This window comes from Nocardia sp. CA-128927, assembly GCF_050955855.1.
In the GTDB taxonomy this organism is placed as follows: Bacteria; Actinomycetota; Actinomycetes; order Mycobacteriales; family Mycobacteriaceae; genus Nocardia.
The window spans coordinates 724,116-749,733 of sequence record NZ_CP192087.1 but is presented as its reverse complement, the minus strand read 5'-3'; the positions used below and the strand labels follow the sequence as shown (position 1 = coordinate 749,733).

23 protein-coding genes are annotated in these 25,618 nt (G+C 65.0%); 12 read left to right on the top strand and 11 right to left on the bottom strand.

Features of this window, described 5'->3' with window-relative positions; all coding sequences use genetic code 11:
• Nucleotides 1-67 precede the first annotated feature (67 nt).
• The 8 genes from ACQPW1_RS03660 (at nt 68) to ACQPW1_RS03625 (ending at nt 10,101) form a co-directional block, all read left to right on the top strand.
• The gene (locus tag ACQPW1_RS03660) at nt 68-355 is read left to right on the top strand and encodes a hypothetical protein (protein ID WP_433661366.1); all 288 of its coding nucleotides are present in this window, start codon (nt 68-70) and stop codon (nt 353-355) included.
• Entirely contained in the window at nt 352-2,880 is a 2,529-nt protein-coding gene (locus tag ACQPW1_RS03655) for a hypothetical protein (RefSeq protein ID WP_433661365.1), read from the top strand. Before ACQPW1_RS03660 ends, ACQPW1_RS03655 begins: the two co-directional genes overlap by 4 nt.
• Before the next feature lies 1 nt (nt 2,881).
• Nucleotides 2,882-3,412, top strand: a complete 531-nt coding sequence (locus tag ACQPW1_RS03650) for a DUF3558 family protein (RefSeq protein WP_433661364.1) — start codon at nt 2,882-2,884, stop codon at nt 3,410-3,412.
• Between the two features lie 13 nt (nt 3,413-3,425).
• The gene (locus ACQPW1_RS03645; protein ID WP_433661363.1) at nt 3,426-3,959 is read left to right on the top strand and encodes a YbaB/EbfC family nucleoid-associated protein; all 534 of its coding nucleotides are present in this window, start codon (nt 3,426-3,428) and stop codon (nt 3,957-3,959) included.
• Nucleotides 3,960-6,000: 2,041 nt separating this feature from the next.
• Nucleotides 6,001-7,956 (top strand): DciA family protein, encoded by a 1,956-nt coding sequence (locus tag ACQPW1_RS03640; protein WP_433661362.1) that lies wholly within the window; start codon nt 6,001-6,003, stop codon nt 7,954-7,956.
• Nucleotides 7,957-7,978: 22 nt separating this feature from the next.
• Nucleotides 7,979-8,383 carry a hypothetical protein gene (locus tag ACQPW1_RS03635; protein WP_433661361.1) on the top strand — a complete coding sequence of 135 codons (405 nt, stop codon included), beginning with the start codon at nt 7,979-7,981 and terminating at the stop codon, nt 8,381-8,383.
• 201 nt (nt 8,384-8,584) lie between these two features.
• The gene (locus ACQPW1_RS03630; RefSeq protein ID WP_433661360.1) at nt 8,585-8,866 is read left to right on the top strand and encodes a hypothetical protein; all 282 of its coding nucleotides are present in this window, start codon (nt 8,585-8,587) and stop codon (nt 8,864-8,866) included.
• A gap of 437 nt (nt 8,867-9,303) precedes the next feature.
• Nucleotides 9,304-10,101, top strand: coding sequence for a restriction endonuclease (locus ACQPW1_RS03625; RefSeq protein ID WP_433661359.1), 798 nt, complete (start codon nt 9,304-9,306; stop codon nt 10,099-10,101).
• 145 nt (nt 10,102-10,246) lie between these two features.
• Here ACQPW1_RS03625 and ACQPW1_RS03620 read toward each other — a convergent pair whose 3' ends face one another.
• On the bottom strand, nt 10,247-10,462 hold the full coding sequence (locus ACQPW1_RS03620; RefSeq protein WP_433661358.1) for a helix-turn-helix domain-containing protein: 216 nt from the start codon (nt 10,460-10,462) through the stop codon (nt 10,247-10,249).
• A gap of 274 nt (nt 10,463-10,736) precedes the next feature.
• Between ACQPW1_RS03620 and ACQPW1_RS03615 the strand changes: the two genes are divergently transcribed.
• Entirely contained in the window at nt 10,737-11,633 is an 897-nt protein-coding gene (locus tag ACQPW1_RS03615) for a hypothetical protein (protein ID WP_433661357.1), read from the top strand.
• A gap of 170 nt (nt 11,634-11,803) precedes the next feature.
• On the opposite strand, the gene ACQPW1_RS03610 is transcribed toward ACQPW1_RS03615, so the two are convergent.
• From ACQPW1_RS03610 to ACQPW1_RS03595, 4 genes are all read right to left on the bottom strand, one after another.
• Complete coding sequence (locus ACQPW1_RS03610) at nt 11,804-12,145, bottom strand: DUF6247 family protein (protein WP_433661356.1); 342 nt, start codon at nt 12,143-12,145, stop codon at nt 11,804-11,806.
• 109 nt (nt 12,146-12,254) lie between these two features.
• Nucleotides 12,255-12,776 carry an NUDIX hydrolase gene (locus ACQPW1_RS03605; RefSeq protein ID WP_433661355.1) on the bottom strand — a complete coding sequence of 174 codons (522 nt, stop codon included), beginning with the start codon at nt 12,774-12,776 and terminating at the stop codon, nt 12,255-12,257.
• Between the two features lie 81 nt (nt 12,777-12,857).
• Complete coding sequence (locus tag ACQPW1_RS03600) at nt 12,858-12,998, bottom strand: hypothetical protein (protein ID WP_433661354.1); 141 nt, start codon at nt 12,996-12,998, stop codon at nt 12,858-12,860.
• 37 nt (nt 12,999-13,035) lie between these two features.
• Nucleotides 13,036-13,611 (bottom strand): TetR/AcrR family transcriptional regulator, encoded by a 576-nt coding sequence (locus ACQPW1_RS03595; protein ID WP_433661353.1) that lies wholly within the window; start codon nt 13,609-13,611, stop codon nt 13,036-13,038.
• A gap of 91 nt (nt 13,612-13,702) precedes the next feature.
• On the opposite strand from ACQPW1_RS03595, the gene ACQPW1_RS03590 reads away from it, so the two are divergent.
• Nucleotides 13,703-14,842 carry an agmatine deiminase family protein gene (locus ACQPW1_RS03590; RefSeq protein WP_433661352.1) on the top strand — a complete coding sequence of 380 codons (1,140 nt, stop codon included), beginning with the start codon at nt 13,703-13,705 and terminating at the stop codon, nt 14,840-14,842.
• Nucleotides 14,843-14,850: 8 nt separating this feature from the next.
• Here the strand turns inward: ACQPW1_RS03590 and ACQPW1_RS03585 are convergent, their stop codons facing one another.
• From ACQPW1_RS03585 to ACQPW1_RS03560, 6 genes are all read right to left on the bottom strand, one after another.
• A complete protein-coding gene (locus tag ACQPW1_RS03585) occupies nt 14,851-16,029 on the bottom strand; it encodes a lipid-transfer protein (protein ID WP_433661351.1) in 1,179 nt (392 codons plus the stop codon).
• Nucleotides 16,022-16,441: a MaoC family dehydratase gene (locus ACQPW1_RS03580; RefSeq protein WP_433661350.1), complete on the bottom strand. Its 420-nt coding sequence runs from the start codon at nt 16,439-16,441 to the stop codon at nt 16,022-16,024. The genes ACQPW1_RS03585 and ACQPW1_RS03580 overlap by 8 nt, the downstream gene beginning before the upstream one ends.
• A complete protein-coding gene (locus tag ACQPW1_RS03575; RefSeq protein WP_433661349.1) occupies nt 16,438-17,373 on the bottom strand; it encodes a bifunctional MaoC family dehydratase N-terminal/OB-fold nucleic acid binding domain-containing protein in 936 nt (311 codons plus the stop codon). Before ACQPW1_RS03575 ends, ACQPW1_RS03580 begins: the two co-directional genes overlap by 4 nt.
• A gap of 33 nt (nt 17,374-17,406) precedes the next feature.
• Nucleotides 17,407-18,567: an acyl-CoA dehydrogenase family protein gene (locus tag ACQPW1_RS03570; protein WP_433661348.1), complete on the bottom strand. Its 1,161-nt coding sequence runs from the start codon at nt 18,565-18,567 to the stop codon at nt 17,407-17,409.
• Nucleotides 18,552-19,616 (bottom strand): acyl-CoA dehydrogenase family protein, encoded by a 1,065-nt coding sequence (locus tag ACQPW1_RS03565; RefSeq protein ID WP_433661347.1) that lies wholly within the window; start codon nt 19,614-19,616, stop codon nt 18,552-18,554. The genes ACQPW1_RS03570 and ACQPW1_RS03565 overlap by 16 nt, the downstream gene beginning before the upstream one ends.
• Before the next feature lie 77 nt (nt 19,617-19,693).
• Nucleotides 19,694-21,847, bottom strand: a complete 2,154-nt coding sequence (locus ACQPW1_RS03560) for an acyl-CoA dehydrogenase family protein (RefSeq protein ID WP_433661346.1) — start codon at nt 21,845-21,847, stop codon at nt 19,694-19,696.
• Between the two features lie 140 nt (nt 21,848-21,987).
• Here ACQPW1_RS03560 and kstR point away from each other — a divergent pair, with 140 nt between their 5' ends.
• The gene (gene kstR / locus ACQPW1_RS03555; RefSeq protein WP_364738632.1) at nt 21,988-22,635 is read left to right on the top strand and encodes a cholesterol catabolism transcriptional regulator KstR; all 648 of its coding nucleotides are present in this window, start codon (nt 21,988-21,990) and stop codon (nt 22,633-22,635) included.
• 376 nt (nt 22,636-23,011) lie between these two features.
• A complete protein-coding gene (otsB, locus tag ACQPW1_RS03550) occupies nt 23,012-25,582 on the top strand; it encodes a trehalose-phosphatase (protein ID WP_433661345.1) in 2,571 nt (856 codons plus the stop codon).
• Nucleotides 25,583-25,618: the final 36 nt, after the last annotated feature.

Below are 25,618 nucleotides of genomic sequence, written 5' to 3'. Positions count from 1 at the left end.
AGTAATCCTGTGATAGCGTCGGCCCCAGACTGATATCTGCGAGGGAGAGGTACGTCTGTTGGGGGAAATGCTGCAGGCCGATCTCGATGCGCTACGACAGTTGGCGCAGGACTTGTCGGGCAAGGCCGATGCCATCGCGCACATACCGATGCCCGGTCTTACGCAGGTAGTGATGCCCGACAGTGGTCTCGGCGAAGTGGCCACCGATGTGGCCCAAAAGTTCACTGCCACCTTTGGGCGACAAGCCGACAGCCTTCGAGCGATGTCCGATGCCGCCGCTACCAGCGCCACCGACTACGAGACCGTCGAACAAGCGTTTACCGACCAGCTGAACAAGCTGCGGGCAGAGCTATGACGATCCAAATTCCAACCCTCGGCCAGGTCTACAATTGGCAGCCCGAGACCCTGACTCAGGCCGGCAACGACCTGGAAGCCGCCGGGAAGAACTTCTCGGATCGGATGGCCGAAGCTCAACGCGCAGTGGACAATACGGCACTCCGCTGGCAAGGCAACGCGGCCTCCGCGGCCTCAGCGCGTGCTCTGACCGAATTCCTCGCTGCGTCCAGGGCCTTCCGTGCCGCCGATGCCGTCGCCCAGTCGTTCATCTCCGCTGGATCGACGATTGCCGGGTACAAGGCCGCACTGGTCAAGATCCATGGCGAAGCTTCCAGCGCCGGTATGTCGGTGTGGCCCGACGGCGGTGTGACGGCACCGGATTTCCCGAACGCCAAGACCGACCCAACGGCTGCGATGATGCAGGGCAACCTCAATCGCGCGGCCGCCGATTTTCAGACCCGCCTCAAAGAGCAGCTGGCCAATGCCGGCTCAGCGATCGCAGCGGCGAAAGCCACTATCGCGGCAGGCCTCGACGACCTCGCCGCGCACGGCGGCCCCGGCGGGGGCAAGGACAGCGGTGGTACACCACTGAGCGGGCCGGCAGGAGCGGCCCTGGGCAAGAAGATCCATGACGCTGTTGCCTCCGGCCAGCCGATCCCGCCAGAGCTACTGACCGAACTCGGCGAGGACATGAAAGCCTCCGGCGTGCCCCCCGAACAGCTCGCCGCCTACCTCCAAGGCAACGGCGCCACCATCCCCGCGGCGACGCAAGAGTTCACCCAGCAGTTCTTCAACAATGCCGGTGCCGACGGCTTCATCGCCGCCAGCGAACAGCTCAAAGCCCAAGGCCCGGCTGGACAGACCAGCGCGGCGGCCATGAGCAATGCGCTGCTGATGCTCTCCGACGAGAAGGTCGGCACCGGCCGCGACAGGAACGGCAAACCGACCTCGCCAGGTAGCTACGACCGGCTGCCCACCGATATCAAGCAACTGATCTCCACCCGGGTCGGCACCCAAGGGCCCGACGCCAACACCCAGCAATACCCCGACATGGGACAGCGTCCCGAGAACGCGAACATGAACGCGTTCCTCACCAAACAGAACAAATTGCTCGACGCACTCGGCATGTCCGACCAGGGCATCGAACCGGGTACCAAAACCTCGACCGAGTTGTATCGCCAGGGTTCGCACCTGTCCTGGCAGCAGACCCACAACAACCAGCTGAATCCGGATTCTGGCTACCCGCTCGATGATTCGATCAGCAAGTCCGTCGAGATCGCCGCCCGCAACCACGAAGGAACCACCGCCATCCTCACCGGCCAAGGCGGCCCGGAGATCCTTGGCTCCGGCTACCACGCCGACACCGACGTGATGCCGCTACTGCAACGGCATTGGCCCGACGGACCCAACGGACCAGCGATCAACTCGATGCTCGACTGGATCCACCAAGACGCACAAGTCACCGTCGCGCCCGGCGATCCGCACTACCAATCGCAGCTCACCAACGCCGAGCTTGCCGGCAGATCCGCGCACGGTTTGTCACAGATCCTGTCCACCACACACTCCTCCGACGGCACCAACAACTTCAACGTCCTGTCCACTGGTGAGAACTCCGCCGACCTCAAGATGCCCCACGGCGCGCAAATGACCCCAGGCGTGGCCCAACACGTCGCCGGGGCACTCGCACCCTACGTCGGCAACATGGCAGGTGCGGCGGAAAACCTCACCGGCACACACGGATTCGGCACATTGAACCCAGTCGAATCGACGCGCATCTTTACCTTACTCGACGGCGATCCGAAGGCTGCGGCAATCATCAACGGGGCCGCCATAGCCCAAGCGCACAACTTCGATCGCGCGTTCGCCCTCGGGCAAGGAGGACCGGAACTGGCCCTCGAGTCAGGTCGCTTACGCGGGCTCGTCGAAGGCGGTATCGCCGCCGAGAGTGGACTGCACGGCTATGACGATCAATCGGCAAGTGCCCACCGCAAAGAGCAGCTCGGCGCCGGATTCATGACCGCCAAGGAGTACATCAACCTGGGAGTCAAGGCCCTGCCCTATGAGAAGTACGTGTGGTCCCCGATGGCGAACTCCATCGAGGCCTTCCTCAAAGACCCCACGGTAGGCGCAATCAACGACAAACCCTCCACTCCCTACCCAGCCATCAGCTACGACAACTTCGACCTCACCGAACAGCAAACCGATGTACGCGCTGACGCCGGCCGCCGATACACGATGCTGCAATCACTCGTCGACGCAGGCCGCGTCGACCCCAACGCGCTGCCCGGCAACTTCACCGACCACGGCGCTCTCAAACCCTTCGAAGATCTCAAAAGCGGTGATCTTGCTTCGGTCCCCAAGATTCTCGAGGGGGCCGGCCTGAACAGGGACGACTCCAATCAGTACGTCATCGACGCCCGATCAGGGGACAACGAGATCAATCAGATCGTCTTCGGCGGCAACATGACCACCGCTGACCAACAGTTATTCGTCTCCGTACTGCGAGGCGACAAGGTGCCCGCCCACGTCAACCAGTGGAAGTGAGATGGCGACCATCAGCTGCTCAGTCCACTCGAAATCCAAAGCCATCACCGCCCTCACCGCAGCCTTAGCCGCGACTACTGTCCTCATCACGGCATGCGACGGGGACCACAGACCAGCAGAGGCGCCGCCATGGGATCCCTGCTCCGCGTTTCCTGACACCACGTTGCGCGACGCTGGAGTGAATCCAGAACGGAAGTCGCAAGGACAGTTCCCCGGGGAAAGTTGCACGTGGCTCAGCCAGGCCAATCCCGACTTTTCTCTCGGTATCCGTTACGCCAGCGGTGACGGCGCCGCGGAATGGAAGAAGGGAAAGGACCGGGATTTGGCGCCGATCACCGTCGGCACCCATCGCGGCGACCTGGACCATCGAACCGGTGAGAATCGAAAGTTCGTGTGTCTCATGAGGCTTGATACCGTCGGCGGATATGTCACCTTCGAGTTCAATGACATGAATGCCGAACGACCAGACCCGTGCACTGATCTGACACGCATAGCGACCGTGCTGGAACCGCACATCCCGCCCGCCAACTGACGGAAGGCTGATCATGTCGAGTCCCCACGACGAGGTCGGTATCAAGATCCTGCGAGCGCAGCAGGCATTGGCTCAGATCCGAGGGTCGGCCCGGACCGGTGGCGTATCAATCGAGGTCGATTCGAAAGGCCACCTGCAGGCAATATCGATCGACGCCCAAGCCATCGCAGGTGGCCCGAACGGACTGTGCAACCTGATCTTGCACGCATACCAGCAGGCAGTTCAGGATGCCGAACCGCGTGCCGCGACGGCGATGCAGGAACTGATGGACGATCCACAGGTCGCCCGAGTAGTGGACATGACCGTTCAGCCAGACCCCCTGACGCGCGCCACGGTGCAGCCGACGGCGGCGCAATCGGATGCGCACGAGCGACGCTGGACCACTCCCACGACAACACCGGGAATAGAGAGTCCTCATCGCGCGCCACTGTCTGCGCCAGTCACAAAGACATCAACGGGGTCAGCTACGGACCGAGACAATGACGACTGGGACGAAGAAGACGACTACTACGCGCGCAAGCGACGCCAGGGGTGGCTCGAGCCCTGACGCCTCTCCGAACACCCTGCCGGGTTGTCCACGGTTGCCGCCAGTGAGCTCTGCGAACACCACAGAGCCTGAGCAGCCCCGTTCACGCCGGATGGCTGCTACCGAGATGCCAGCGGGTCACCGCGCCGTCACCGGAAGCCTCCTCGACATGGCGCAGGGCCGCCAGGTGCCGACGCAGCTCGCGGTCCCTAGCAGATCGCTCCCCCGAAACTTCCTACGCCCCAGGGGATTCGAGTGTCAAGCATCTGCGCATGCTCTCGACACAGAGATCTCATCGGTGCCCCGTACAAGCGGGCTATAGCCACTACCTCATCCACCCGGGGAGTCTGCCGGTTCTGAGGACCGATCCTTCGAGATGTAGGTGAACCGACAATCGCACCCGAGGTGCACCGAATGCTCCCTTGATCGAACCCCCTTGTGGCTTGGTCGCTGTGTCGGGTGCAAGACCACCGGGATGGTGGTGCAGTCCGATGGCGTATGCCCAGGCCGTGACATCCGAGCACAAGCACCGAACATGACACGGTGATCGGCGGCAATCCTCGGTGGCGAGACTCCCACAGGCTCGAGCAGGCCGCCTACTCCACTCGCCACATCATCGAAGCCTCTCGGGCGTGGCGTCCACGGCCTTGACACGTTGTGTGATCAAATGGCCCCGTCGAGGGCTACCCCCGCTGTTGGAGGGGAACACCGCAGTATCGCGCGTGGAAATGTATTCAATCTACCCACAGTGAAAGGCCATCATGAAGCGTGTACGTGGGTCGTACGCTGCCATCGTCGAGCAAGAGCGTGCAGCGCGCGAGATCATGGAGCACCTGGCGAAGTTCTTCGAGGCCGCACAAGCTCTGGGGGATTCGGTCTACCCGAGCAAAGCCACCCAGACGGTGTGCCAGCGGTTGATGGCCTTGTCGCCTGCCGGGCCAGCCCCCGATTCGCCCGCCGGACAGCGGGCACCCTCACCCAAACGGCCGTCGAGTCAACAACCCAAGCGGGCCTCAGGAAGTCGCGCACCAGCCGGCACGTTGACGAAGTTGCTGCAGGGTGCGCTAGCTTCCCATCCTGGACAGGATTTGGCGGTGCGCGATCTGGCGACATGGATGATCGAACGCGGGTGGGCCGAGCCGATGCGGCCCGGACACGCCATCCACCGAGCCCTTGTCAAGCTGGCGGCCAAGGAAGGAAGCGGAGTATCGCGAGTCGGTCGAGCGTCGTGGCGATATGATCCGCAACCTACACCGACCTCGGCAGCAGCTCCGCCGACGGCAATATGGCTGGAGCCGCCGAATAGCCCCGCATACTTCGAAGCCGCAGGCGCGCGGCAGTTCGTTGGCGCGGCAGAGGTTGAGCGCGACAGGACGACCGTCGTGTTCCCATTGGTCCCCGCCACTGTGTAGCTGAGTCGCCGCCCGCCCTTGCGGTCGGTTCACGGCGCGCTGCGACGTCGGCTCAGGAAGGTGAAACCCCGCCCGATGCTTGTCGAGGGCGCGGGCGGGGTTCCGCGCGTGAATCGTCAGTATTCGAAACGACCCAGGTGTCACCGTACCTGCTCGCTCGCGTGGGCTCGGGCAGGCTCGCGGGAGTGGAGATCCACTCGGGGGATTCCGGCTGCCTTCAACCGGCAGGCCGGCGGCCCCGCTCCAGCGCGGAGCCGCCGCCGAAGACCGATCCGGCACGACAACACGGCGCCGGTGATGACCCCGCCGATCGAAGGACAAAGGACGATAGGAGTAGCACATACTCAAGCTGTTCTTAAATGGTTGCAATTCCAGAATTCAAGCATTCAGTAAAATCTGAAGGCTTGAGAAACGACATCCAGGCACGGAAATAGTTCTTTCATTTAGCTAGAATGCGTACTGCATTCTAGTCAAATGGCGTGCGCAGAGTATTTTTACAGCCATCCGGCAGATATCGGCACAAATATCCGAAGACCTTCCTGAACAGCCTCAACAGGTAGGAGTCAGCGAATTACATGCATGATTCCGACATAACACGCCGGGGTAAATATCCGTTATTTTAAGCGAACCTGAGTGTACAAATCTCAGTCATGAGTAAGAGATCGCAACGAAAGCCCGCAAACCGGCAACGGCCTGGGCGCGCCGTCGGAAAAAAGGACAACGCGACCGCGCAGCCGGTGGCACAGAAAGGCCTGAATACAACCGAACCTGTCCCATTTCCCTCACCGGCAGATACGCAGAGAGCCACCGCACAATCCGGACTGTGCTTCATCCAGCAGAGGTGGGCAGAGCTCCTCGGCCAAGACACCGCGGCGACGGCCACGCCCACGTCGTTGGTAGGCGGAGTGCTGACCGTCCAGTGCGCGACGAAGGCACGGACTGCTCATCTTCGGATCACATCAGCCCAGCTGATCGCGATGATCAACGGTGCCGCGGGTGACAAGCTCATCTCCAACATCAAGATCCTCGGCCCGGAACGGGCTGATACCAGGGCGCCGACCGGTCTCGCACCGGCCCTCGCCACGGGAAATGCGGCTGTAGCCGGACCGAAAGTTGTTGCTGGGGAACCGACACCGGAGCAGCATGCGGCCATGGCTGCCTTCGGGACCGACAAGCACCTCGCTATCCAGGCTGGCGCAGGAACCGGCAAGACAACCACGCTGCAGTTGCTGGGGGCGAGTACCCCGAGGCGGGGGCTGTACATCGCATTCAACAAGGCTGTCGCCGACGAAGCCCGTCGGCGTTTCCCACGCAATATCGACTGCCGCACAACGCATTCGCTGGCCTTCGGAGCAGTCGGACAGCGCTACCGTGACCGACTCAATGCCCCACGAACCCCGTCACGTCAAGTAGCCGTCGAGCTCGGTATACGCAACGAAGTCCGCATCGGGGAACGACTTGCAAGTGTCTCCGCCCAGTACTACGCCACGATGAGAGCGGTGGCCAAGTACTGCCACTCCGGCGACGACACGATCAACGCTCGGCACGTGCCGCGGATGCGGGGCATCGAAACCGACGAACACCACCACGCTTTCACGAATCTCATCCTGCCCTTCGCCCGGCGAGCATGGAACGATCTTCAGAACCCCACATTCGGACACGTGCGGTTCGAGCACGATCATTACCTGAAGATGTGGGCCCTCACCCTTCCGGAGCTGGACTATGAATTTCTTCTGCTCGACGAAGCACAGGATACGAACCCGTGTATCGAGCAGATCTTCATCGCCCAACGAGGCCGGGCACAGCTGATCATGGTGGGTGACTCAGCGCAGGCGATCTATGGGTGGCGCGGAGCTCGTGACGTCATGTCCGGCTTCGACGGGATGCATCTGGGCCTGACGCAGTCGTTCCGTTTCGGGGCCGCGGTAGCCGACGTCGCGAATCTGTGGCTACATGCCATCGACGCGCCGATCCGACTCACTGGCAGCGAGCAGTTGTCCACCGAGGTCGGGGTTGTCGATGAACCCGACGCGATTGTCTGCCGGACCAACGCGGGAGCGATGTGCGAAGTGATCGCGGCCCTCGATGCGGGCATCAAGGTTGCTCTGGTCGGTGGGGGTGGCACGTTGCGCTCGCTCGCCGAAGCCGCTCGCGACCTCAAAGCTGGACGGCGCGCAACCCATCATGAACTCTCGTTGTTCGAATCGTGGGGAGAGGTGCAGTACTACGCGAGCGGCGACCCCCAGGGCGGCGATCTTCTCCCGTTCGTCAAGCTCATCGACGAACACGGTGTCGAAGCGATTCTGGCCGCTATCAACAAGCTCAGCGATGAACCCAGCGCTCAATTGACGATCTCCACCGCACACAAAGCGAAGGGGCGTGAATGGAGGAAACTCCGCATCGCCAGCGACTTCAACGAGCCGGCGAAGACTGATGACGGACAGCCCGGACCCATCCATGACGACGATGCCCGCCTGGCCTACGTCGCAGTAACTCGAGCTCGTCTGCACCTCGATCTCGGCAGCCTCGCCTGGATCCACAATCATCCCGCCGGCCGACCGAACGACGAATCCGACGAATCCGACGACGACGGCGAAGCCGCGTGACAACTGAAGGGGCCGATCAGTAGTGCATTACGTGAGTGCCCACGGCTGCCACAACGGCTGGCTCGGCAAGGATGACGACAAGAAACCAATCCCCTGCGTCATCTGCCGACCACATCTGATGAAAACCGCACACATCAACGATTGCGGCCAAGCACAAGAGCCGCTGCGCCGCCACCCGATCGAAGACGTGTGGCTCAGCGCAATCACTGCCGAGTTCGCTGACGAGCCCTTGCTCGACCGGAACGAGATGCCGATCCCAGCTGGACTGAACAACACAACGCTAGTGATCTCGACCGTTTCGTTGCCCTGGGCATCGGCCATCCGCGCCCGCACCGAATCACTGATCGGGCGGATCAACTCGCGACCCGGGCTCGAGGCGATATCCACGATCATCATCACCACCGAGACAGCTGCACCGTGCACCTAGGCAACCTCCGGTAGATCAGCGTAGCCCGCGCTGGGCACTGGGGATATCGAGTTTGCAACTCGTTATACCCAGTGCCCCCGGTGCGGGCCGGCCTTGCTGGCGGTCTGCGCCGAGAGCTGGACCCATGGCTTGACTCAACTGTTCACGAGACTGGAGGGATTGACTGTGAAGGATCCATGGACCGAAGGGGAGACCGACCCCATGGAGGAGCTCGAAGCCCAGATGCGGGCGGCTTACGGACCCGACTGGCGCGACGAGTTCCTCAAGAACGTGCGCGTGGACCCCGACGCCGCGCCAATCGAGCTGCCACCAGTCGATCAGGAGATCGTGATTGTCCGGAAGATCTTCCTGAGGCTGCCCGCCAGCCTGTACAAGCGCTTCGAACAGCTCGGCCGGGCCCAAGATCTCGGCCCAAGCCAACTGGTCTCAGCCTGGGTAGCTGACCGCATCAACGATCGGCCCCTCGGTTGGGGCGCCGACTAGGCAGTGGGTGTGCGCTCGACTTCTAATGTGACCGAGAGCCCGCGGTGACGCTGTCCATGCTGATCTGATCGGACATATCTCAAGCTGTCAACGGCAGCTGAATCCTGGCTCTGGCACATATTTCGTGATCAGCTCTCCTGGCGGCCTCGGTTCGTGGATCTGCGCCGCCGGGGGCGCAGCAGCTCCCGAAGGCAGCGATCAGACCGCCCACCGCAAACGTAGGGGCAACGGTGGCCGGGCGCGCGCCGGATTTGCCGCGACAGCGTCATCCGGCTGACAGTGGCCGCCAGAAGCCGGGTCATCCGGCCACCCGCCTGAACTAGTGTGAGTCAAGCCAGGCCACGATGGGCCGGAGGCAAAGACTCGCAAGGCCCAGAGACGTTGCGCGGCAGGGGAGTACGCACGTGGAACACATAAGCTCCGCTGAGGAAGCAGAGATGAACGCAACGAGTCAAATGCGTTCGCTCGGATACCGCGATGCCCAAGTGACCGCACGCGGCGCAGACAGCGGCATCGATGTCCGCGCTACTGGGGCCGTAGCGCAGGTGAAATGGCGTACAGCTCAAGCTGGTCGACCCGACCTGCAACGGCTATTTGGCGCACGAGGTATGAGACTTGATCTGCAGATGCTCTTCTTTGCTGCCTCAGGCTACAGCGCTCACGCGGTCGATTACGCCGACGCGCACGACATAGCATTGTTCACCTACCTTCCGAACGGAACTATTACGCCGATCAACATCGTCGCCAAACATATTGCGGGGGCGCGCGATAGAGAACAGACCCCTCGGCAGCGACCTGCAACCTCAGCTGAACTGCCCGAACTGACCGAGGAGCGGCTCGCCAAACTTATTGCGAAGAATCGCAATAAAGCTCACAAGAGAGGACAGATCGCTCAGCGACGGTCTGGAGCCTCGAACGGGCACGTGCCCGTAGCGAGCGCGGCTTTGCATCAACAGCGTTCACGGGCGTCTCGAAGCAAGGCGGTCTTCGCCGACACCCGACACAGCATGCATGCGACGGCAGCCGCAAATCAAGCTATTGGTGCCACCGGGGGAACCCCTCGCCAGCCTCCAGCACGCGGACATGTCGGCCATCTTGTGCTCGCGGTTCTAAACGCTGTTTTGGCGTCCATGTTGGTAGTCCTCGGCGCGATCGGCAATAGCATAGGTTTCGCCTTCGCTCTCGTGTTTGCCGTATGCGGGTGCTGGCAGTACCGCGAGTATCTGAACTCGTAGACCTGCCGCACACAAGTAGCGGCTGGAAATCGCGGAGACCCAAGCTACCCACGCCATGAGAGCCTGCGCGCCGTTCCGTAGGCATAACCGATCACGAAATGTGTGCCAGAGCCAGTATTGACGTGCTGTCGACACAAGCAGGCGCTCAAGGCGCTGGCGGCACAGGCAGACCATCCATCAGTTGGCCTGGTGTCGTCTGCAACCCCATCGCGAACCTCATAATATTTTCGACCCGCGGGCTGCGCCGCCCGCGTTCGACCTGACCTAGATAAGTCCAGTGGACGCCGCACTCGTGTGCAGCCACTTCCTGACTCCACCCGAGCTCGGTGCGCCGGGCACGCACCCGCGCTCCGAACGCCATAGCGGTCGGATTGCGGGGTGGCTTGCCTGGGCTCGACATACGGGACCAACCACATACGTCCCGCGCATAATGATCCAGAGCGTAAACGTCCTATGCTCTTTCATCCCATGCATAAATGTCGTACTATGCTCGTCCCGACGCCACGTGCGCCCCTCACGACCGGACCGATCTGAGCAGTCCGCGCAAGCCGAGCTCGGCGAGCGTCCGTCGTGGATCGACTCGCTTCGAGTGACTGACCACATCACACGAGATCGGAGCTAGAGCGTTGTCCACAGTGATTTTGAAAGGACGCCGGGCCGGCGTCGACCAGACGGCCCAGTCTTGGCTGACCGCCACTGAGTTGGCCGGCGATACCGTCGCCGCAGCACGGTTGTCGCGAGCGATCGACCCGGCTCGCTATGGCTTCGCCAAACGTGCGCCGCTGGATCTAGCGCTGTACACCGGCGAAGCTGCCGCGGTCATCATCGAGTTGCTGGAGGCCGGGCAGGTACCGACGCCGGACGCAGTGAACGCTGCGGTGACGACCCTGCCGGGCAATAGGGTCTGTGCAGTCCGCGACGAGGAGCGGGTTGAGATCAAACAGTTCGAGGCGTTGATTCGCACCGATGTCGACTCACTCGGTGAGGCGATGTCGTCGTCCATCTCGCTGCAATGGGCCAATTACGGCGTCGGCCCGACCTGGCAGGAAGCCTGGCAATCCGACCCAGTTGTGGACTGGTGGATCCTGGCACTCGGCGAGGTGCCCGAGTATCGGCTGGCCAGGAAACCGACATTCACCATCCTCGACCGGGCCGGGTGGATCACATCGAATCGCACCCCTCGCTCCCTGTGCACCGGCCGACGGTTTTACAACCGCTTCCACGGCGACCATGTCTCGCCCGCTTCCGCAGCAACTGTGGGCCACCTCGTCGCCCGCTACATCGGAATCTATCGACGACTCCATGGGGATCAAAGCCCGAGCTGGGAGCAGATCGCCGCGTCAACCGCCGACCGGAAGGGCATCCCGTTGTTCTTCAGCGCCGCCGACGGCCGGGCGCAACAACGATGGCTAATAACCCAGGGGTGGATTCGCATACAGGATGATCAACTCCGGCGCGGTGAACGCGCCAAGGCCGAAACCAACCGCCGCACGGCCTTGCGAAAGGCTTCCGCCTCACTGCAAGCGGCCTGAAGCCTATTGGCACCGACCGCCGTACCTGCGTGTTGCTAGCGGCCATCTCCCATCAGATGGCCGCCAGCACTCGTTAGTTGTCGGATCGGCATAGGACACCAGCGCGATCGTTGAGATTGCCATCGATCCGTTCGCGGGCGCCGGAAGCGATCTCGTAGGAAGTCATCGGCCTACAAGCCGAGCTTGGCGTAGATCTCCGCTCGGTGCGTGGCCGCGGCGGTGGTATTGGCGACATCCCGACCCTGCTGGAGGTCCGTGACGTGAGCGAGCATCCGGATGTGCGCGTCGGTGCCGTGACGTCGGGTGATCTCGGCGACCTCGCGGAAGCTGTCCAACACCGCGAATACGCCCGTCAGGTCCAGTGACGAGGCTGCGGCCACCAACTCCTCGCCGTAACGGCGCTCGAAGTCGACACGTTCTGAACCGACAAGAGCATTACGAATCTCGCGGAGTGCGGACGGCACCGACGGTTCGGTTAACGCCGACGAACCTGACGACTCGCGGAGTTCCACGTCAACACCATAGCCCCATCGCTGCTTACTGAGGTTTCGTGGCGTCTCACGACCATCTGCCGATAGCCGTCACTGAACTCTATGACAGGCCACTGAACTCTTCACCGTCCTAACCGGGCAGATTGTTCTCTTCGATGACGTTCCACAGCAACACCTTTGGTGGAACAGATTCAGTGATCTCGGCCAGTTCTGTCCAGCCATCGAGGGAGAACTGGCGTCCTTGGGCGATTTGGAGAAGGGCCGCAGCGCTATAGGGGACGGTTGCTGCGGGCGGATCAGCTGGCTCGACCCAAAGGAGACCAGCACATTTATGCGGCTCGCGATTGGTCGGTTCGCCGTCCCAAGTATCGACGAGGAAGAAAAAGCCGACGCGGCCCACCTGTTCCGGGCTTCGATGGTGCACTACATGGACGAAGGTCAGATCAGCTGGCGTGATGACAACACCGACCTCCTCATGCGCCTCTCGGATTGCTCCGGCCATCACCGACTCACCTTCCTCAAGGTGACCGCTGGGCGGGCAGAGCTGCCCGTCGGCATATCCGGTGTTGGCGCGCTCCATCAACAGGACACGGCCATCAGCTCGGCGCAGGAGAACGTAGACGTCGACGAAGCTGCGATAGCGCTCAACCACGATCGACTCCCAGCCGCTCAGGCGCGGCCCAACCGGGCTCGCGCCACCCCACAGACAGACGACCAACGAAGCCGACAAACATCATTCCGACACCCGACTTGCCAAATGAAGGAGGTGCCAGAGGCCGTCGAATTCGTCGTCGCTGCGGCGCTTGCTGAGCAGCAGGCGACCATCGCGGATGAGCAGGACGTGGACGTCGACGATGTGCCGAGCGGTGGTCATGGGGCTCCTCCCGTGCGGCGAGCGTGCCGTTTCCAACTTACCGCCGCACGCCTAGTTCGAGAGCGATTGCGCCGCGCACCAATTCGCGGGCGCGGTCGAGTTCGAGCGAACCGCTGAGCCAGCGCATGCTCACGCCCTCGACCAGCGCGGTGAGACGTTCGGCGGCATCGTCGGGTGCGATATCGGCGGGGACGGTGCCGCGATCTCGGGCACTGCGAATCAGTCCGCTCAAGCAATCGGTCCAGCGGACGGTGGCGCTGCGGAGTTGGTCGCGCAGCTCGGGCTGGAAGACGGCGGTGGCGCGGGACTCGCCCCACGCGGTGCTGTTCTCGACGACCAATGGGGTGTCCTGGAGCTCGAGCAGCAGCAATTCCTCGAGATGTCCGAGTGGGTCGGCGGCCGAGTCGATGCCGGACTCGGTGTAGCGCTCGGCCCGGGCGCTGATGAAATCCAGGGTCTGCGCGAGCAGGCCCGCCCGGTCCTTGAAGTGGTAGTAGATCAGCGAGGTGGAGACACCGGCCGCTTCGGCCAGCTCCTCCACGCGCAGGCCACGGATACCGCGCTGCGCGACCACGCGGGCGGCCGACTCCAGGATCGAATCACGACGAGACATGCGATCAATGGTACCGTGAAATCCTGACTGAAATTTCAGTCAGGATCTTGACCAGGATCCTCGACTATCGGAGCCCGTGATGGAGAACCACATGTCCCGCCGATCTGCCTTCAGCGTCCTCGCCGGCCTGCTCGCCGCAGGCGTCTCGGCATGCGGCTCATCCGAGCCGTCGGCCCCCAGCGGCGACCCCACTGCCCCTGAGCCGGAGCCGGCGGGGCCCGGCGGCCGATTCGGTGCCGAGTGGGAAAGCCACGCGCGCACCTACATGTCGTGGCCCGCCCAGGCGGCGATCTGGGGGCGGTACCTCGGCGACGTCCGCGACGACATCGCGGGACTGGCCCGCGAGATCGCCGAGTACGAGCAGGTGGTCATGCTGGCCAGGGACGACCAGCGCGACGCCGCGCAGCGCGCGTGCGGCAGCGGCGTCGAGGTGATTTCGCTTGCCGTGGACGATCTTTGGGCCCGCGACACCATCCCGGTCTTCGTCGAGCAGGCGGGCAAGGTGGTCGGCGTCGACCTTGGCTTCAACGGCTGGGGCAACAAGCAGCGCCACGACAACGACGGCCCGCTCGGCCGGAAACTGCTGTCGCGCTACCAGATTCCGCGCTACACGGCGCCCTTCGTCGCCGAGGGCGGCGCGCTGGAGACCGACGGCGAGGGCACCCTGCTCGTCACCGAGAGCTCGATCGTCAACGACAACCGCAATCCCGGCAAGAGCCGCGACCAGCTCGAGGCCGAGCTGAAGCAGACCCTCGGCATCGAGAAGGTGATCTGGTGCGCGGGTGTGTGCGGCGAGGACATCACCGATGCCCACATCGACTGCCTGGTCCGCTACGTGGCGCCCGGAGTTGTCCTGCTGGACACCGCGTTTCCCGGTTCGCCCGCCGACTCCTGGTCACGATCGAGCGAGCAGGCCCGGCAGGTGCTCGCGCAGTCCACCGACGCACGTGGACGCAAGCTGGAGGTGATCGACCTGCCGCAGCCCGATCCCGACCGGATCACCGGCCAGGGCGATGAGTTCGTGTCCAGCTACGCGAACTTCTACATCGCCAATGGCGCGGTGTTCCTGCCCGAATTCGGTGACCGGCAGGCCGACGATCGAGCGCAGGGCATCCTGCGCGATCATCTGCCGGGCCGGGACATCGTCCCGGTCCCGATCGATGAGATCGCCGCGGGCGGCGGTGGCATCCACTGCTCGACGCACGACCAGCCGGGCGCGCCGCTGCGTTAGCGCACGGCTCAGTTGGCGCTGAGCACCAGACCCGAGGTCGGTACGCCGGTACCCGCGGTGACCACGATGTTCTCCAGGTTCGCCACGGGATTCACCGAGGTGCCGCGAATCTGGCGTACCGCCTCGGCGATTCCGTTCATGCCGTGGATGTAGGCCTCGCCGAGTTGTCCACCGTGCGTGTTCAACGGCAGCCTGCCGCCGACCTCGATGGCACCGTCGGCGATGAAGTCCTTCGCCTCGCCGCGACCGCAGAAACCGAGTTCCTCCAGCTGCATGAGGACGAACGGAGTGAAGTGGTCGTAGAGGATGGCGGCCTGCATATCGTCAGGGCGCAAACCACTTTGGGCCCAGAGCTGGTCGCCGACCAGACCCATCTCCGGCAGGCCGGACATCGCGTCGCGATAGTAGCTCGTCATGACGTATTGGTCGGCGCCGGAACCCTGTGCGGCGGCGGTGATTACCGCCGGGCGCTGCGGCAGGTCACGGGCGCGTTCGGCACTGGTAACCACGATGGCGACCCCGCCGTCGGACTCCTGGCAGCAGTCCAGCAGATGCAGGGGTTCGGCGATCCACCGCGAATTCTGGTGGTCTTCCAGGGTGATCGGCTTGCCGTAGAAGAAGGCGGCCGGGTTCACCGCGGCGTGCTTGCGGTCGGCCACCGCGACCTGTCCGAAATCCGCACTGGTGGCACCGTATACGTGCATGTAGCGCCTGGCCACCATGGCGACCTGCGCGGCAGGCGTGCCGAGTCCCTGCGGGTAGGACCAGCCCGCGTCGATCCCCGACGAGGTGGGGGCGGACGCCAAAGCCGTGGAGAACTGGCCGAACCGGGACACCGAGCGTTCGTTGAAGGCCCGGTAGGCCACCACCACATCGGCGACACCGGTGGCCACTGCCATGGCGGCCTGCTGGATGGTGGCGCAGGCCGCGCCGCCGCCATATCCGATGTGGCTGAAGAACTTCAGCTGCGGAATGCCGACGGCCCTGGCGACGGCGGCCTGGGTGTTGGTGTCCATGGTGAAGGTGGTCAGGCCGTCGACGTCGTCGGGCGTCAGACCCGCATCGGCCAGCGCCGCGGTGACCGCCTCGGCGGCCAAGCGCAATTCGCTGCGGCCGGAGTCTTTGGAGAAGTCGGTGGCGCCGATGCCGACGATGGCCGCGCAGCCCGAGATGCCGTGCTCACTCATGCGAACTCCGGTAAGCGATAACGGCTTTCGCCGTGATGTGGTCGCCGAGGCTGTCCTTGCCGACCACGTCGATGTGGATGTCGCCGCCGTCGATGGCGGTCACGATCCCGGACAGGGTGAGCGTGTCACCCGCGTACAGCGGCACGCCGAGGCGCAGCGCGATCGACTTCAGCACCGCGCGTGGCCCGGCCCAGTCGGTGACGAAACGCTGCACCAGCCCGGTGTCGGTGAGAATGTTGACGAAGATGTCCTTGGAACCGCGGGCTACCGCCTTGTCCCTGTCGTGGTGTACATCCTGAAAGTCCCTGGTGGCCAAGGCCGTACTGACCACGAAGGTCGGATCGGCGAGGATCGCCAGCTCGGGCAGCACGGTACCGACCTGCACGTCGGCCGGTACGACAGTCGTAGTCATGCGATCACCTGCCAGACGGGCAGCGTCGCCTCGTCGTCGAGCTTCTCGAACTCCACCCGGACGGGCAGGCCGACCTGCACTTCCGCGGGATCGATACCGCGCAGCTCGCCGAGCATCCGCACCCCTTCCTCCAATTCGACCAGCGCGACGACGAACGGCAGTTGCCGCCCAGGCACTTTCGGCGCGTGGTGCACGACATAGCTGAATACGGTGCCGCGCCCCGAGGCGACGACGTAGTCGGTCTGCTCCGACTTGTCTTTCCACAGGGCCGGGATCGGCGGATGCCGCAACGAACCGTCGGGCAGCTTCTGAATGCGCAGCTCGCCCGCTTTCGCTCCCTCCCAGAAGAATTCGGTGTCCCAGGAGACCAACGGCTTGACCCGCTCGCCCGCGGGCGCCGACGGCGCAGCGGTGCCGGGCGCGAATTTCAGCAGCCGGAACAGCATTTCGGCGACGAGTTCGTCGCCGACGTGCCAGCTGGTCAGGAAGGTGACGAACCACCCCTCGCCCAGCGCCGTCCGCTTCGGACCGCGGATCTCAGACAACCTGCTGGTCGCCGACACCTGCTCGCCGACATTCAGATACCGGTGATAGGTCTGCTGGCAGTCGGTGGCGACGACAGAGGTGTATCCGGCCGCGTCCAGCAGTTCGGTGGCCTCGCCCATCGGATCGTCTTTGGGGCGAACACCGTTGAGCCCGAACATGGTCCACACCTGTGCCATGGCCGGCGGTGCGACGATGCCCGGATGTCCCGCCGCCTTGGCGGCCGCCTCGTCCACGTAGATGGGATTGGTGTCGCCGATCGCCTCGACCCAGTTGTTGATCATCGGCTGGTTCACCGGGTCACGCCCGAAACGCGGTGTGCAATCGCCGACCGCCTTGATCCGTTCGGCCTCGGCGACAATCGCTTCCGGACTGGTAGTTTCCGGCACGCGCGGCTCCTTCTCGACTAGCACTGTCTATGGCTATCTGGGTACTCGCGGCAGCTTCAGCCCGGCCGTGGCGACCAACTCGCGCATGACCTCGTTGACGCCGCCGCCGAAGGTCACCACCAGGTTCTGCTTGGTTCGCCGGTCCAGCCAGGTGAGCAGCTCGGCGGTACCGGCCTCGGCAGGATCGCCGTAGCGGCCGACGATCTCCTCGGCCAGGCGGCCCGCTTCTTGCAGCGCCTCGGTGGAGAACACCTTGGTGGCCGAGGCATCCGCGATCACGCTGGCCGGGTCGCCGTCGACGGTCGCGGCCACCTGCCAGTTCAACAGCTCGTTCAACCGGACCATGGCGTGGATGCGGCCCAGTGAGCGGCGCACATCGATCTCGCCGAGCACCCCGCGCGGCTGCGCCCAATCGCGCACCCGGTCGTAGAGCTGCTCGATCTTGCCGGACGGACCGAGGCTGACCCGCTCGTGGTTGAGCTGGGTGGTGATCAGCCGCCAGCCTGCGTTCTCCTCACCGACCAGCATGTCCGCGGGCACCCGGACATCGTCGAAGTAGGTCGCGTTGGTGTGGTGCGCGCCGTCGCAGGTGATGATCGGCGTCCACGAGTAGCCGGGATCGGTGGTGTCCACGATCAGGATGGTGATGCCGCGGTGCCGTGACTCAACCGTTCCGGTGCGGCAGGCCAGCCAGACGAAGTCGGCCTCGTGCGCGCCGGTGGTGAAGATCTTCTGCCCGTTGACGATCCAGTCGCCGGAGTCGTCCCGCACCGCGGAGGTGCGCAGCGAGGCCAGGTCGGTGCCCGCCTCCGGCTCGGAGTAGCCGATCGCGAAATGAACATCACCGGAAAGGATTCCGGGTAGGAACTTCTTCTTCTGTGCGTCGGTGCCGAACTGCTGCAAGGTCGGGCCGACCGTCAACAGCGTGACCAGCGGCAGCGGAACATCCGCGCGCACTGCCTCATTGAAGAAGATCTGCTGTTCGACGGGGCCGAAACCCTGCCCGCCGTACTGCTTGGGCCAGCCGACGCCGAGCCAGCCGTCGCGGCCCATCCGGCGCACCACCTCGCGGTAGGCGTCGCCATGCCGGTTCACCGCCATCGCGGCTTCCTCGTCCGGTGTGACGAGATCGGCGAAGTACGAACGCAATTCGCCGCGCAGCTGGCGCTGCTCGGTGGTCAGGTCGATGAACATCTGGCCCCCAAACGATCTAGTCGGAACGATGCGCCGCCGAGCCAGCGAGCGATGTCCTTGGCTTGTGAGTAGTAGCGGTGCATCGGGTGGGTCATGTCCACGCCGAGACCGCCGTGCAGGTGATGACACTTCTGCATGGCGGCAGGTAGATCGGCAGCCACGCTGTAGGCGAGGACGTCGAGATCGTCGTCGATCCGCGCCTGGTGCTCCTGGCTGGAATCGTCCTGCGCCAGTGCCCAATTCGCCGATACCGCGGCCACGTGCAGGGTGCGCGAGACGACGTACAGATCGGCGATCTGCTGGGCGACGGCCTGGAATTCGGCCAGCGGCCTGCCGAATTGGCGCCGGGTCCGCAGATGTTCGGCGGTCATCACGAGCGCGCCCTTGAGCAGCCCGTCCGCGACGGAGCCGATCGACGCGAGGGCTAGTCGGTGCAGGTCCGCGAGGCCACCGGGTAGTAGCTGCTCGGCCGGGATCTGCACCCGATCCAGCCGCACGGTGCATTCGGGGATGTCACCGGAGACCGGCGAGGGCACCCGGATCAACCCTTTGGCATCCGAATCGATCAGTGCGATACCGGAATTGGTCGGGATCAGCAGCCATCGGGCCTCCTCCGCATAGGGCACGGCGATCTTGTGGCCGGTGATCCGCACCGAATCGCCGTCGGCGACGGCCGCCGTCTCCGGCTTGACCGCGAACGGTGCGGCCGGCTCGCTGAGCGCCGCGGTGAGCACCGCACCCTCGGCCACCTCGGGGAACACCCGCTGGGCCAGGCTGTCCGGCAACAGCGACAGCAGTGGCAGCAGCCCGAAGCCCAACGTCGGCAATGCGGGCACCGCGACGGCGTCGGTGGCCAGCTCGGTCAGCAGCACCGATACCTCGGAAAGGCCCATCCCGTCGCCGCCGAAACGCTCCGGCACGGCGACCGAAAGCAGGCCGGTGTCGACCAGGCTCGGCCATAACGCGAAATCACGGGCCGGTTCCCGTTCCAACAAACTCACGACGACCTCGGCCACCGCGTCCTGGCCCTCGTCCCTGGTGAAATCCATGCTTATATCTCCAGTTAGTTCAGTATCGCTCCGCGATTCGATGAGGGGTGGTGGTCGGGCGACGGGCGGGCTCGTCGCTAGCTGTCCGTGTCGCGAGGTAGCCCGAGAATCCGCTCACCGGCGACGGTCAGCAGGATTTGTTCGGTGCCGCCTGCAATCGATAAACAGCGTGTGAGCAGGAATTCTTTTACCACTTCCGAGTCCTGTGCACCGGCGGGACCTGCCGACTCGGCAGCGAATTCCGCGACCGCCTGCCGATGCCGGACGCCGACGAGTTTGCGCACGCTGCTCTGCGCGCCCGGATCGGCGCCTGCCAACATTTTTACGGCGGCGCGCTGCTCCAGCAGTAAACCTGCAATCGCATCGGCGACGAATCCGCCGAGACGGTCGTTCACCAATTCCGCACCGGGTCCGGTCGCGGGCGATTTCGCGATCAACTCTTCGAGCACCGGGCCGATGCCGTTGCCACCCATTGCCACCCGCTCGGTCGACAGCGTCGATCTGGCGATCTTCCAGCCGTTGTTCAGTGCGCCGACCACGCCATCATCCGGAACGAAGACGTCATCGAGGAACACCTCGCTGAACCGCGCCTCGCCGGTGATCTGCACCAGCGGACGCACCTCCAGTCCGGCGCTGTGCATGTCGACCAGGAAGTAGCTGATGCCGCGGTGCTTCGGCGCGTCGGGATCGGTGCGGGCCAGGCAGATCGCCCAGTTCGCCTTGTCGCCCAACGAGGTCCACACCTTCTGCCCGTTCAGCACCCAGCCGCCGTCCACCTTCTTGGCGGTGGTGCGCAACGCGGCCAGGTCGGACCCGGCGCCCGGTTCGCTGAACAGCTGGCACCAGACGACCTCGCCGCGCAATGTCGGCCAGGCGAAGCGATCGATCTGCTCCTGCGTGCCGTGCTGCAACAGCGTGGGCACGGCCCAGCCGCCGATGGCCAGGTCGGGCGCGGCGAGACCGGCCCGGCGCAGCTCTTCCGAGATCAGCAGGCCCGTCATCGGATCCGCACCGCGACCGTACGGGTGCGGCCAGTGCGGCATGGCCAGACCGGCATCCACCAGCGCGCCCCGCTGCTGGTCGACGGGCAGTGCGGCGATTCGCGAGACCTCCGCCGCCAGCTCGTCGGCGCTGTTGCCGTCAACGGCCGCAACGCCTTCGGCGGCGAAGACCCGATCGGCACCGGTGGTGCGGCGCTGACCCGCGCGAGTCAGTTCGGTCAACCTGGCCCGCCAGCGCGCCGACCCACCGAGCAGCTGGCGCAAGGCCACCGCCCGGCGCAGGTACAGATGCGCGTCGTGCTCCCAGGTGAAGCCGATGCCGCCGAGCACCTGAATGCAGTCCTTGGCGGTATCGACCGCGGCGTCCAGCGAAATGGCGGCGGCGATCGCGGCCGCGACGGGCAGCTCCGCACCGCCCTCGTCCACCGCGGCCGCGGCGTCGGCCGCGACGGCACGGATCAACTCGGCCCGGCACAGCATCCAGGCGCAGATGTGCTTGACCGCCTGGAACGACCCGATCTTGCGGCCGAATTGCTCACGGACCTTTGCGTATTCGACCGCGGTCTCGAGGCACCAGCCCGCCAGCCCGGCCAGTTCGGCCGCGGCCAGAACCACGACCAGATCCTCGACCGCGTGCGGTGACGCGAAGATCTGCTCGGCCGATACCCGCACGTCGGTGCAGTGCACCCGAGCGAGCGGTGTGCTCAGGTCGAGCGGCGAAAGCGGTTCGACCCGAAGCCCTTCGGTATCCGGCTCTAGCAAGATCCAGCGCTGTCCGTGCGGGGCGGAAACCGGAAGCAGCACAGCGGTTTCCGGTGCCGCGCCGAGTACCGAATCCCAGGAACCCGTGAGCGACAGGTCGCCGTCGGCGGCCGGTACGCTGACCTGCGCGCCGACAACGAAGTCGAGCGCGACCCCGCACGGTAACCGCTCGTCGAGCCGCCCCGCGGTGATCAGATTGGCCAATGCCGTTGCCAGCACCGGCCCGCCGACCAGATCGTGCGCGGCCTGCTCGACCAGCACGGCGAGGTCGGCCACCGAGCCGCCCGCGCCGCCCGAGTCCTCGGCCACGGCGACCCGGAAGATGCCGAGATCGGCGAGGCCGGGCCAGTACGCGCGCCAGAAGGCGCTCGGATCGGTTCGCATTGTTGCAATTGGACGCACCGATCCGGCCCACCCACGCATCGACTCCTGGACGGCTTTATGCTCGTCAGTGGTGGCGATGGTCACACTCCGTACCGCCTTCCCGGCGTGACTCCCACACCTAGAACATGTTCTAATATCCTAGCTGTGCGGAAGTCAAGAGACGACCGCCGAGCCGATACTCGGGCCAGTTACACCAACGACGTCTCCGGAAAGGACTCTCACCGATGGCCAGTCCCTCCCGATCGCAGCCGGCCGACTCCAACGCGGCACCGGCTACCGCGACCGTTACGACGCTCAGTGAAGACGAGCTGAGTTCGGCCGCGCAGCGGGAACGGCGTAAGCGGATTCTCGACGCGACGCTGGCGCTGGCCTCGAAGGGCGGCTACGACGCGGTGCAGATGCGCGCCGTGGCCGAACGCGCCGATGTCGCAGTAGGGACGCTGTACCGGTATTTCCCCTCGAAGGTGCACCTGCTGGTGTCCGCGCTCTCCCGGGAATTCGAGCAGATCGAAGGCAAGCGCAAGCCGCTTGCCGGGCAGTCGCCGCAGGAGCGCATGCACCTGCTGCTGCAGCAGATCACCCGGATGATGCAGCGCGACCCGCTGCTCACCGAGGCCATGACGCGCGCGTTCATGTTCGCCGACGCGTCGGCGGCCGCGGAGGTCGATCGGGTCGGCAAGGTGATGGATCGGGTATTCGCCCGCGCCATGAACGACGGCGAACCCGACGAACGTCAGCTGGCCATTGCCAGGGTGATAAGCGATGTGTGGCTGTCGAACCTGGTTGCTTGGCTGACCCGGCGCGCTTCCGCGACCGATGTGACCGAACGCCTCGAACTGACCGTCGACCTTCTACTGGGCGACCGCACATAGCATTCGGACAGCCAGCGCATACCCGGCAAATTCGGGCCGAACGCCGGGTTCGTGCGGAAAATCACAATCACACCGACGGCGGGTGCGGGCACACGGAATTCGTGCCGGCGCCCGCCGCTCGGCGTACCGGGGTAGCGCGAGTTTTGCGAGCACCGTGCGGGACCCATCGCGGGTCCGCATGATCGCAGCGCACACGATGAAGTGACCAGTCGTGGCCGCTCGGACCCGAGTTCGGACGGTCGGCGCGCACTCTCGGTCGAAGTCGCGGAAAATCAGATACAGCGCACGCATAGCGGCGGGCGTCGGTGCGGCAAATTCAACCCAGTATTGTTCTGCCCGCCCATGAAAAAACTCCTCCGATCACTAGGTTGGATGCGTGAGCGCACAGGATCTGCCACTGGAACTTCGTCGTGCACTGTCGACGGTCGCGCGAGTGCCAAGACTCTTGGTCGCGTCGGACTATGACGGGACGCTTGCGCCCATCGTGTCCGACCCGGCGAAGGCCTTTCCACACCGGGAATCGGTGAGCGCGTTACGCGCGCTCGCCGGGCTCACCGGTACAACCGCCGCGGTCATTTCCGGCCGCGCCCTGCGGGATCTCGCGGCTTTGTCGCGACTTCCGGTCGAAGTACAACTCATCGGTAGCCACGGGTCGGAATTCGACGTCGGTTTCGTGCACGCCATCGACAATGACGCCAAACAACTGCTCCAAGAGGTGCAGACCGCGCTGACCCAGGTCTCCGCGGAGAACCCGGGCGTCACCGTCGAGATCAAACCGGCCAGCGTCGCGCTGCACGTGCGCAACGCCAGCCCGGAGATCGGACATCGGGCGTTGACCCAGGTCCGGCAGGGTCCGGCGCTGTGGTTCGGCGTGCAGGTGACCGAGGGTAAGGCCGTCATCGAGCTGGCCGTGGTGCAAACCGACAAGGGCACCGCACTCGACACCATCCGGCACCAGGCCGCCGCGTCCGCCGCGGTGTTCTTCGGTGACGACGTGACCGACGAGAAGGCGTTCCGTGTGCTGTCCGGCCCCGACCTCGGCATCAAGGTCGGCGAAGGCGACAGCCAGGCCAGGCACCGGGTCGACAGCACCGAGGCGGTGTCCTGCGCACTCGCCTTCCTGCTCGAGGAGCGGCGCACCTGGCTGGCCGGCGCCAGCGCGCCCCGGATCGAACGGCTGACCATGCTGGCCAGCCCGCGCTCGGTGGCGCTGCTGACCCCCGACGCGACGGTCACCTGGTTCTGTCATCCGGAGCCGGATTCGGCCGCGGTGTTCGCGCATCTGCTCGGCGGACCGCAAGCCGGGCACTTCACCATCGAGCCGGAGCGGCCGGGTCTGCCGCTCTCGCAGCGCTACATCGACAGCACCATGACGGTCGAAACCCGTTGGGCCAAGCTGCAAGTGGTGGACTACCTGCCGCACGATGTGGCCGCGACGCGCACCGACCTGACCCGGGTGATCACCGGTGACGCCAAGGCCGTCGTGACGTTCGCGCCGCGACCGGAATTCGGCCAGGTGCCGGTGAGCATCGAGGCGTCGGAGCACGGGCTGCGGGTGCTCGGCACCAACGATCCGATGGTGCTGCGCTCCCCCGGACTGACCTGGGAGATCATCAGCGACGGCACGCACGATTCCGCGCGCGCCGTGGTCGATCCGTCCAAGGGCCCGATCGTGCTGGAAATGCGTTGCGGCACCTCCGATCTCAAGCCGGCCAAGACCGACGAGCTGGAGCGGCGCCGGATCGCGGAGAGCTACTGGTCGCAGTGGGCGGGCAAGTTGCAGCTGCCGCCGCTGAAGCCGGATCTGATGAAGCGTTCCGCACTCACGCTGCGTGGGCTCGTGCACGCGCCGTCCGGTTCGATTCTGGCCGCGGCCACCACGTCGCTGCCGGAAGACATTGGCGGCGTGCGTAACTGGGATTACCGGTACTGCTGGCTGCGCGACGCGTCGCTCACCGCGCAGGCGCTGGTGTCGCTCGGGTCGCTCGGCGAGGCCGAGCAATTCCTCGACTGGGTGCACAAGGTGCTCGAGACGCTGCCCGGCCCGGAACGGCTGCACCCGCTGTACACGCTGTACGGCGAGACGCTGCCGCCCGAGGCCGTGATCGACCAGCTGCCCGGTTACGCGGGTTCGCGCCCGGTCCGGGTCGGCAACGCGGCCAATATGCAGGTGCAGCTGGACGTGTTCGGTCCGATCGTCGATCTCATCGCGAGCCTGTCGCACGCGCGGGAGTTGCAGGGCATCACCGATCCGGCGGCGGCGCTGCCGGACGCGGACTGGGAACTGGTGCGCGCCATGGTTTCCGCGGTGCAGCGGCGCTGGCAGGAACCCGACCACGGCATCTGGGAGATCCGCGGCAACCCGCGCCACCACGTGTACTCGAAGGTGATGGGCTGGCTGACCATCGACCGGGCGCTCACCCTGGCGCAGAAGTTCGCGCGCGAGGTCGACCCGGCCTGGGCGGTGCTGCGCGAGACGATCGCCGACGAGGTGAAGTCGAAGGGCTGGAACGACGAGGTCCAGTCGTTCACCGCGGCCTACGACGGCACCGACCTGGACGCGGCGACCCTGCACATCGGGCTGAGCGGACTGATCGACCCGTCCGATCCGCGCTTCGCCGCGACCGTCGTCGCGACCGAGGCCGAATTGCGCAGCGGCTCAACGGTGTACCGGTACCACCACGACGACGGCCTGCCCGGCGGCGAGGGTGGCTTCCACCTCTGCGCGGCCTGGCTGGTCGAGGCGTACCTGCTGATCGGCAAGCGTTCCGACGCCGAGGCGCTGTTCGCTCAGCTGGTCGACGTGGCCGGACCGACCGGACTGCTCAGCGAGGAGTACGACCCGGTGGCCGAACGCTCGCTCGGCAATCATCCACAGGCCTACAGCCATCTCGGCCTGCTGCGCTGTGCCCAACTGCTCGGCCAGTCGGTGGAGGTGCTCGTCTAACCGGCTCCATCGCAGTTCTCCCGGGCCCGTCGACGG

What these genes read in the sequence shown, in the direction of transcription:
- ACQPW1_RS03620 (WP_433661358.1), bottom strand. Translation starts at nt 10,462, where the DNA reads ATGGCGTTCGGAGCGCGGGTGCGTGCCCGGCGCACCGAGCTCGGGTGG.
- ACQPW1_RS03580 (WP_433661350.1), bottom strand. Translation starts at nt 16,441, where the DNA reads ATGACTACGACTGTCGTACCGGCCGACGTGCAGGTCGGTACCGTGCTG.
- ACQPW1_RS03625 (WP_433661359.1), top strand. Translation starts at nt 9,304, where the DNA reads ATGAACGCAACGAGTCAAATGCGTTCGCTCGGATACCGCGATGCCCAA.
- ACQPW1_RS03600 (WP_433661354.1), bottom strand. Translation starts at nt 12,998, where the DNA reads ATGACCACCGCTCGGCACATCGTCGACGTCCACGTCCTGCTCATCCGC.
- ACQPW1_RS03585 (WP_433661351.1), bottom strand. Translation starts at nt 16,029, where the DNA reads ATGAGTGAGCACGGCATCTCGGGCTGCGCGGCCATCGTCGGCATCGGC.
- ACQPW1_RS03660 (WP_433661366.1), top strand. Translation starts at nt 68, where the DNA reads ATGCTGCAGGCCGATCTCGATGCGCTACGACAGTTGGCGCAGGACTTG.
- ACQPW1_RS03655 (WP_433661365.1), top strand. Translation starts at nt 352, where the DNA reads ATGACGATCCAAATTCCAACCCTCGGCCAGGTCTACAATTGGCAGCCC.
- ACQPW1_RS03570 (WP_433661348.1), bottom strand. Translation starts at nt 18,567, where the DNA reads ATGTTCATCGACCTGACCACCGAGCAGCGCCAGCTGCGCGGCGAATTG.
- ACQPW1_RS03640 (WP_433661362.1), top strand. Translation starts at nt 6,001, where the DNA reads ATGAGTAAGAGATCGCAACGAAAGCCCGCAAACCGGCAACGGCCTGGG.
- ACQPW1_RS03595 (WP_433661353.1), bottom strand. Translation starts at nt 13,611, where the DNA reads ATGTCTCGTCGTGATTCGATCCTGGAGTCGGCCGCCCGCGTGGTCGCG.
- kstR (WP_364738632.1), top strand. Translation starts at nt 21,988, where the DNA reads ATGGCCAGTCCCTCCCGATCGCAGCCGGCCGACTCCAACGCGGCACCG.
- ACQPW1_RS03645 (WP_433661363.1), top strand. Translation starts at nt 3,426, where the DNA reads ATGTCGAGTCCCCACGACGAGGTCGGTATCAAGATCCTGCGAGCGCAG.
- ACQPW1_RS03590 (WP_433661352.1), top strand. Translation starts at nt 13,703, where the DNA reads ATGTCCCGCCGATCTGCCTTCAGCGTCCTCGCCGGCCTGCTCGCCGCA.
- ACQPW1_RS03565 (WP_433661347.1), bottom strand. Translation starts at nt 19,616, where the DNA reads ATGGATTTCACCAGGGACGAGGGCCAGGACGCGGTGGCCGAGGTCGTC.
- ACQPW1_RS03650 (WP_433661364.1), top strand. Translation starts at nt 2,882, where the DNA reads ATGGCGACCATCAGCTGCTCAGTCCACTCGAAATCCAAAGCCATCACC.
- ACQPW1_RS03630 (WP_433661360.1), top strand. Translation starts at nt 8,585, where the DNA reads ATGGAGGAGCTCGAAGCCCAGATGCGGGCGGCTTACGGACCCGACTGG.